The following is an 8,865-nucleotide window of genomic DNA, read 5'->3' on the forward strand; positions in this document are numbered from 1 at the left end:
TGAACGTCAGGCGTTTTTGAAACCCATGATGCTCGCGATACCAGTGAGCGGAATCACCGCCCAGCGCGGCCGCGAATTGAGTTCATACCCCAACTCATACACCGCCTTTTCCAGGATGCAATACTTCAACAGAAAATCCACCTCGCGACGGTAGCCGATGTTCAGGTTGCCTTCCTGGGCGACGTCGATGTACGTGCGCAGGAATACGCCGACGAAATACTTGAACAGGATTTCACCCGCTTCGAAAAGCTCTTTTTGCTCGTACGGATATTTGTCTTTGTTGTTGAAAATCGTCGCGTAAATGGCGTAATGGAACGACCGGAACATTCCGGCCACATCCTTGAGCGGCGGCTGTTTCACCTTGCGGTCTCGGATGGTGCTTTCGGGTTCGCCTTCGAAATCGAGCAACCAGAAGTCGTCGCCATTCACCAGCACTTGCCCCAAATGGTAATCGCCATGGATGCGGATGCGCTCGCCTTTCATCTTCGTCCAATCGAAATCGAGAAACAATTTCCTGATGTTCTTTTTGTTGTCGAGAAATTGGTTCGCGAGTTCAAGCGCCAAACCGTCCAGTTTGTGCAGGTTGTTTTCCAAAATATTGAGCCGGTTCTGGAACTGATAGGTCAATCGGTTTTTGAGCCACACGGTATAATCGCCGTTGTACGTCGTGGGCGTAAAAGCGGTTTCGTAAATGTCGCTGCCCAATGCAATGTGCATTTCCGCGGTGCGTTGCGCCAGGGTTTGTACACGGAGGAAAACAGACAATCCGGCCCAGTCGATGATTTCGTGCGGGACTTCGTTGAGCCGCAGCCGCTGGAACAATTCCACTTTGGGCAACTTCGGAATCTTGATTTTTTTTGTTTTGAGGTTGTCGAAAATCCGGTCGCATTCGTCCAGCATAAACTGCCACGCATCGCCTTGGTTCGGGACCAATTCCTGCATTAGGGCAAGCGTGATGTCTTCTTCGCCCAGATTGACATTGATGGAGCCTTTGTATGCTGGCGAATGTTCGAAATGCATGCGCTCGGTCAAAAAACGGCTGATTTCGTAATCCGGATTCGTGGAAATATAAATGCGTCGGAAAATCTTCATGACGTATTTGTCGTTGAAGATGATTGAGGTATTGCTCTGCTCCACGCCCATGAACCGCGATGATTTGTACTCGGTTTCGTCCATGGTTTCGCCTTTGTGAAACTTCACCTTCACATCGCGTGAGGGCTTCTGCGCAATCATGTTCTGGAACATCAGCTTCCGGAAATCTTCCTGATGAAGTGCATCGACCAGATAACCATCTACGCCATTGAGCGTCACGGCAGCAATGGTCGTGCTTGTGTCCAGTTCTTCCTTCGCCATGAACGCAATCGGCATGAAGTAATTCTGGAAAAACGCTTCCTTGTAATTCACTTCCAGCAATACACCATAATAATTATTGTTCTTGGATGCAATCCTGAAATAATCCTGCACCTCGATGTATTTGAGCGTGCTTGACTTGCCACCATACCACCGCTTCTTGACGATGTAACTCTCGAGGATGTCGGCCGTAAAATCCTTAAGGAAATCCGGATCTTCAAAGGCGTTCTTCCAATCGGTCTTAAAAATGAACGGCGTGGAAAACGGTTCTGGCGTGTCTTTTTTCATCATTTCCTGATTTTGAATAAGTGGAACGGCAAGGCAGGATGCAACTCCACGAAATTCCATTCTTTGTCCCAATTGTAGCTGTTGCCGGTGATCAAGTCAATAACAGTAACCGGCTGCCAGCCAATGCGTTCTATCGGAAGCCGCACCATGCCTTGTTTGGCGTAGTACGGATCGAGGTTGACGATCATGAGTGTTTCGTCCGACAGGTCATCGTCCCATTTGTAATATGCGATGAGCTGGTCATTGTCGGTCTGGCAAAATTCGACGTTGTTCGTTTGCTGGAGCGATGGCAGTTCGTGCCGCAACTGGTTGATCTTGCTGATCACGTGCGTCAATTTGTTCTGCAAATCCCAATCCCAGACGCGGCATTCGTACTTTTCGGAATCGAGGTATTCTTCCTTGCCGGGCAATGCCGCCGACACCATGTATTCATAGACCGGCCCATAAATACCGACCGAAGAACTCAGGGTTGCGGCGAGAAAATACCGTGACAAATGAATGGCTTCGTTGCCATTCTGGAGCGGATAAGGGTTGATGTCCGGCGTGTTAGGCCAGAAGTTCGGACGGTAAAATTCCCTTTGGTTGGTCTGCGTCAGTTCGGTCACGTATTCGATGAGTTCCGCCTTCGAATTGCGCCACGTGAAATACGTATAGGATTGTGAAAAGCCTTGCTTGGCGAGTTCGTGCATGATTTTCGGACGTGTAAATGCCTCGGCCAGAAACAACACATCTGGATGCTTCTTCTTGACTTGCTCAATGAGCCAGCCCCAGAAAAAGAACGGCTTGGTATGCGGGTTATCGACCCGAAAAACCCGGATGCCGCATTCCTCAACCCAGAACAACGCCGTGTCGAGCAATTCTTGCCACAGGTTCTTCCAGTCTTCCGACTCAAAATAAATCGGCTGGATGTCCTGGTATTTCTTTGGCGGATTCTCGGCGTATTGCACCGTGCCGTCCGGACGCCATTTGAACCACGCCGGATGTTCCTTTACCCACGGATGATCGGGCGCGGCCTGCAACGCATAGTCCATCGCGACCTCAATGCCGAGGGCTTTCGCTTTCTTGACCAATGACTTGAAATCGGACAGCGTACCCAACTCAGGATGAATGGATTTGTGCCCGCCGTGTTTGGATCCGATGCCCCAAGGCGACCCGACATCGCCAGGAGCGGCATTGGTCGCATTGTTCTTGCCTTTGCGGTTGACTTCGCCGATGGGATGTACGGGCGGAAAATACAACGTATCGAAACCCATCGCGGCCACGCGGGGCAGCAATTTCTCGCAATCCTTGAACGTGCCGTGTTTGCCCGGTTCAGACGATGCCGATCGCGGGAAGAACTCGTACCACGTACTGAATAGCGCCTTTTTGCGGTCTACGTAAACTTTGAGTTCGGCAGATTTGTTGGCGAGGGTACGCGTCGGATATTTCTTGAAGATGTCGTGCAGTTGGTGCGACATGGCTTCGGCCACCGCTTTATCATAGTCTTTTTCGGAAGCAAAATACTTTGCTACTTTCTTCAGGTATTCTTTTTCTTTGGCATCTGCCTGCTTTAAAATGGCCTGGATGTATTCGGCGCCTTCGAGCAGTTCCGACTTGACGTGCTGGTTGTCTTGTATTTTCCTTTCGGTGCCGTGCTGCCAATTGAGCGCATAATCGACCCAGCCTTCCACAAAATAACTGTAAAATCCTTGTTTGTCTACTTTAAATGTGGCCGACCACAAATCGTTGGACACGTGCGTCATGCGCACTTCCTGCCAGGATTTGTCTTTCTCGTGTTTGTATTTCACACAACACTCCACGACGTCGTGCCCGTCAGGGAAAACATCGGCAGTCACCATCACGCTTTGCCCCACTACTCTTTTGATAAAAAATGCCCCTGCGTCTAACTGGGGCTGAACGTTCTCAATAACGATGCGCGTCTGTAGCATTTTATGGTTTTTTTATGATTTCTAAATTTAATGAAATTTACACAATGGCCTAACTTGCAGGAAAATTTACATAAATGGCAAAGAAACCTGCAAAAGCCGCCCAGTCCTTGAAAATTCCTAAAGCAATCATCGTCACCGGTAAATTTTTGCAGGCCATTTCACCCAAGCTCGCGGCGCGTTTTGCCGCACGATTGTTCACCACGCCCATCAAACACAAGACGCCACGACGTGAACATGACATGGAACAATCCAGCAGCAAGGAAATGGTCTTTATCGAAGCGCTCCGGAAACACGTCATGGTGTATCGCTACGGCACCGGCGAAAGAACGATCCTGCTGGTACACGGCTGGTCCGGACGCGGCACGCAGCTGGTAAAATTCGCGGAAGTCTTTGCTAAAGCGGGTTATTCCATATTGAGTTTCGATGCGCCCGCCCATGGCAAATCCACCGGAAAAACCTCGATCATGCCGGAGTTCATCGCTACCATTTTCCAATTGGAGAAACAGTTCGGCCCGTTCGAAGGTGCCGTTGGCCATTCCCTCGGCGGCATGTCGCTGCTTAATGCCGTTAAACGTGGGCTGAAACTGAAACGGTTCGTGACCATTGGCAGCGGCGACGTGATCCAGGACATCATCGATACCTTCACGGACAGCATCGGACTGAAACGCGAGACAGGCCTACTGATGCGCCGCCAATTCGAAGAGAAAAACCACGAAGCGATGGATGAATATTCTTCCTGGCGCGCTGCAAGGGAAATTGACATTCCGGTATTGGTCATCCACGATCACGATGATGCCGAGGTTCCGGTAAGTTGTGCCGTCCACATCCACGAAAACCTCAAACACGGCACGCTGATGTTGACCTCAGGGCTCGGCCATCGAAAAATTCTCGGAAATCCTGACGTCATTAAGAAAACCTTCGGATTTATTACCAAAAACAATCCGTAAATTCACGGGAAAATCAACGCCATGAAATATCCAGTCGAAAAATCAGAAACCGAATGGTTCGAGCAATTGGGCCATGACCGTTACCGCATACTCCGCCAGAAAGGCACCGAAATGCCGCACACCGGCCAATACAACCTGCATTTTGAGCACGGCACGTATTGTTGTGGCGCTTGTGGCGAACCACTTTTTGTGAGCGACTCGAAATTCAGGTCGAGCTGCGGCTGGCCGAGTTTCGACGACGCCATTCCGGGAAAGGTCGAATATGTCAAAGATACGTCGCACGGCATGATCAGGACCGAAATCCTTTGCGCCAACTGTGGCAGCCATTTGGGCCATGTATTCGATGACGGCCCGACCAGCACCGGTCAGCGCTACTGCGTGAACTCCGCGTCGGTAGATTTCAAGCCGTAATCACTGCTTTTTAATCAGGTATTTGTACACGATTTTCCTGTCTTCGGCCAGCATCTTCACGATATACGTTGCGTCGGAAAGTCCGGCAACATTGAATTTATTGTTCACAATGTCTTCCTGCATGACCAACCTTCCCGTTAAATCATAGATGGCGGCTTTCAGGATTCGTTTTGTTGAGGCAATTTGTACCCAACCCTTGGACGGATTAGGGAACAACGACACGCTTCCCTGCAACGAGACGAGGTTCGGATTCGCGAGTACGACACCTTCGGTCCAGTCATACCAAAGCTCCGAGGTGATGTTCGTGATATCGACGGTCTGGTTTACGCCCACGCCGCTGTTGCCGTTGTTGAAAATCATATTGGCCGAGGTTACGCCCGGAAACTGGAATGAATACCAGCCATCGCCGTACACGGTCATCGCTACGCCTGGCCAACTCACTGCGGGCATGGCTCCTGCCGGCTGCACGTTCCAATAATATATTTTAGGGATGGGCCAACCTGCAGGCGGTTTGAAATACACGGTAAAACCAGATGTTTCCGCGAATTGATAGACTTCTGTCTGGACCGCCGATGAATTTCCAGACGCGTCTTCAGCAAACGCCTTGACTGTCGTATTGGTAGTGATTGACAATTGGAGCGGGCTTGACGCAGACGCGGATGCCGTTGTCGGATCCGAACCATCGGTCGTGTAATAAATCGTCGGATCGGGATCAGTATCATCGGTCGCCGCAACCGTTACATTAACGGTGTTTCCTACGGGAAAAATGCCGCCCGCAGGAGCAATCGACAAACACGGCGCACCCGAATTGGTTGGGGCGCCCACAAATGACGCCGATGCCACGTCATACCAGGCATCGGTTTGGATCACCAAATCCCCGGTCTGATTTCCAGTGCCGCCGCTGCCGTTATTGAACACCACGTTGGTCTGGGTAATGCCGTTGAAAGTATAAGAATACCAACCCTCGCATTCGGCTGTCATCGCATCGCCGGGCCAAGTCGTGTCGGCCAAAACGCCATTAGGCTGGGCATCCCAATGATGTATCCGTACGTTGGTCCACGAAGCCGGAACTTTTACATGCACCGTAAAGGAAGGCACATCGCCAATGAAATACGTCTTGGTGACCACGGGCGAGGTATTCCCTTCGGCATCTTGGGCGAACACGTTGAATGTCGTCGTTTCTGTGATGGGCACATCCAAGGTCGACAAAGCAGAAGCCGAAGAAGTTGTCGGGGTTGAACCGTCTGTGGTATAATACAAAATGGGCGACGGATCGCTCGAATCCGTGGCCGTCATCGTGACCGTCATCGGTACGGCGGAAAAATTGTTGACCGGCGTAAAAGCTACGGTTGGATTGACGTTCAGATTCGTGTCTACCCAAACATGTTGGATGTCGGTTTTGGTGACGTTGCCGTTGGTATCGGTCACTTCCACATAGTAGTCGACCAACTTGTTTGAAATGCCAACAATTTTCGCATGGTACTGGTTGGCAATCTTGTCCGGCAAGATGAAGAAACTGATGTTCGGGTTATTCGTGACGTTGTCTTTAGGAAGAATGCGCTCGGTCATCGGCAAAGACACCCAATCACCTACTTCACTGCCGCCGGAAAACGTTTCATTGTCGTCAGAATTCGGATTGTTCGTGCCATCGCCATCAATACGGTATTTCACAACTGCAGATTGTACGCCGTTAACATCGTATGCCAGTGTCCAAACCGTAAAATCGGCTGTGTTCAGTTTTTGCTGGTATGCGTAATTCGGACCGAAGCCAATTTCACCCGGATTATAAGGATAACGCTGCGGAACGAAGACCGACGGTTTTGTGTTGTCTGTCCCAAGTTGCGCATTGAGCGTTGGCTGGGCTTTTTCAACCGCATTGTTGGCTGCGATAGTGGCTTTTATTTCCAAATCGATCGCGTCGCCGTAATACGCATTTCCGCTGTCCAGACCAGGCATCAGGAAATGCCATGCTTTTTCGGCCGGTGACGACAAAGCCGTTGCGTTTACGATGTCCGCGATTTGCACGCCGCCTTCGAGTTCTTCGGCCATCACACAATGGTTTTCGGCGGCAATCATGACGGCTTGGTTTCGGACATCCTCCGTCCATCCGTTCGGGTTAAACTCCTGGTTGCTATCGTAAAACGGCCAAAGCCAGTTGATGAATTGCGGCGAACCCCAGTCGTTGGCGGCATTGAACCAGGAACCATCTTCCACGTGTACAATGTCAGATTCCGGCACCGGATAATCGGCAAGATATTGTTGGATTGTCGTAGGCGTGTAACCGGCACCCGCAGCGGCGTTCGTAAATCCAGACACGGCTTCGTCGTAATAGCTTGATCCGCCGCCCCAAGCGTTGTCTCCGTCGTGGGCCAGCAATACCAAAGATGGCCGACCCGCAAGGGCAAAAGGCGCAATATTGTTTTGAAGCGCCGAAATACCTTGCTGGGAAAAACCATCTTTGTAACTGTCGAGATCCGCCATCGGGACGACATCGATTTTATAGGCCAGACCTGTTTCGGGATCTACGTAACGTGCTTTGTGCGGCGTGAAACAATATGGAGCCGCGAATTGCCCACCGCGCCCGTCGATTTGCCCGTTGTGCCAGTTCGTGCCAACCGCCGAGACTTTATCGGCCTTGTTGGGCGGGTCAATATTGCAACCATTCGTACCGAAAACCAAAGGATAATCCGCTAAAGTCCTGGCCAAATGGCTGTTTGGTATTACTGTCCATTCCATGCCTTCCTCGACCAACGCTTTGATGATGCGTTCCGAAAATGCGCATTCGGCCGGCCAGTAACCTTTTGAGGTTTGGGCGTTGAACATCTGTGCGGCATAAAATTTAAACGTCTGGATTTCCTTCTTAAGGACTTTATCGCTCACCAAAGGCGACAGTGTATGATGCATCGTAAAATTCACGATGTCAAATCTGGGATGGCCGCCCGAGGTCGTCCAGCTCTTGGCGGTGATGATGTTGTCTTTCCAATTCGGCTGGTAACCCCATTGGCCGAAAGGCGCCAAACTATTGATGCTCTCCAATAGCGAACCGCCATAGGTGATTTGCGCGCCGGCTTTTGGGTAACCCATGATGGATTGCACGGCGTTTTTTGGTTTGTATTGATAAGCCTGCACGCGATCAGGCAAGCTAAAGATTTGTTCAAGGTCGTTTAATGGATGTGCAAGGCCGTCACAATAGGTATTTTGGCCGCTCACCTTTAAATCCTGCGATTCCTTCAACAATTGCGACCGATTTGGGTCTTGCTGGCTTTCGTCTCCCCAATACGTGGGTTGGTGCAGGTGCCAGAGATACGTGGTATGCACTTGGGCCCATGCATCTCCCACAGCCAGAATGAAGAAGAAGAGTAGTATTTTTTTCACGGAAAAGAAATTTTGTCCAAGCAAATTAGACAATCCAACCGCAAGAAACACAAAGCCACTTAAGCGAAAACGATTTCGTGTTGATAAGTAGTTGATTTTATTGGCTTTGGGCGTGCCGGCGTTATCGCACGGACGTCCAGGGCGCGGCATCTTGCAACGCCGTCGGGCTGTGCGCTGTATCTTTCGCTCGTGGCCTCGCAAAAGGATGCCGCTGCCATCCCTCACGCGGGCGGGGAGCCGGGTTGGGGTTGCAGGTTCGAGGTTTAAGGTTCAAAGACAGGCGCACCTGTAAAAAAAAGACCCCGACCTATAAAGGTCGGGGTCTACTTAAAGAAAGGCAGTGACACGAGGGCTTCGCCCGACTGCGCCGCTCCAAAACGAAAGAACCCCGAGCTGAAAAGCTCGGGGTTCCATTAAAGAAAGGCGGCGACATACTCTCCCACAGATTGCAGTACCATCTGCGCAGGCGGGCTTAACTTCTCTGTTCGGGATGGGAAGAGGTGAGCCCCGCCGCAATAACCACCTTAGGCCGTTTGCGATCGGTTTTCCGATGCATGATATTGTTG

General features: G+C 50.8%; 5 protein-coding genes and 1 rRNA gene. 2 read left to right on the forward strand and 4 right to left on the reverse strand.

Features of this window, described 5'->3' with window-relative positions; translation table 11 throughout:
- Positions 1 to 6 precede the first annotated feature (6 nt).
- Together ACM9J1_RS02985 and ACM9J1_RS02990 are read right to left on the reverse strand one after the other, a co-directional pair.
- The gene (locus ACM9J1_RS02985) at positions 7 to 1,641 is read right to left on the reverse strand and encodes a maltokinase N-terminal cap-like domain-containing protein (protein ID WP_415580435.1); all 1,635 of its coding nucleotides are present in this window, start codon (positions 1,639 to 1,641) and stop codon (positions 7 to 9) included.
- The gene (locus ACM9J1_RS02990) at positions 1,638 to 3,566 is read right to left on the reverse strand and encodes an alpha-1,4-glucan--maltose-1-phosphate maltosyltransferase (protein WP_415580436.1); all 1,929 of its coding nucleotides are present in this window, start codon (positions 3,564 to 3,566) and stop codon (positions 1,638 to 1,640) included. The genes ACM9J1_RS02985 and ACM9J1_RS02990 overlap by 4 nt, the downstream gene beginning before the upstream one ends.
- Before the next feature lie 74 nt (positions 3,567 to 3,640).
- On the opposite strand from ACM9J1_RS02990, the gene ACM9J1_RS02995 reads away from it, so the two are divergent.
- The gene (locus ACM9J1_RS02995; RefSeq protein WP_415580437.1) at positions 3,641 to 4,513 is read left to right on the forward strand and encodes an alpha/beta fold hydrolase; all 873 of its coding nucleotides are present in this window, start codon (positions 3,641 to 3,643) and stop codon (positions 4,511 to 4,513) included.
- Between the two features lie 21 nt (positions 4,514 to 4,534).
- Positions 4,535 to 4,924, forward strand: a complete 390-nt coding sequence (gene msrB / locus ACM9J1_RS03000; protein ID WP_415580438.1) for a peptide-methionine (R)-S-oxide reductase MsrB — start codon at positions 4,535 to 4,537, stop codon at positions 4,922 to 4,924.
- Here msrB and ACM9J1_RS03005 read toward each other — a convergent pair whose 3' ends face one another.
- Both ACM9J1_RS03005 and rrf read right to left on the reverse strand, forming a co-directional pair.
- Positions 4,925 to 8,299, reverse strand: coding sequence for a starch-binding protein (locus tag ACM9J1_RS03005; RefSeq protein WP_415580439.1), 3,375 nt, complete (start codon positions 8,297 to 8,299; stop codon positions 4,925 to 4,927).
- A 418-nt stretch (positions 8,300 to 8,717) separates the two neighbouring features.
- Positions 8,718 to 8,826 (reverse strand): 5S ribosomal RNA (gene rrf, locus ACM9J1_RS03010).
- Positions 8,827 to 8,865 lie beyond the last annotated feature (39 nt).

The organism is Flavobacterium longum, from assembly GCF_965137575.1.
GTDB lineage: Bacteria > Bacteroidota > Bacteroidia > Flavobacteriales > Flavobacteriaceae > Flavobacterium > Flavobacterium longum.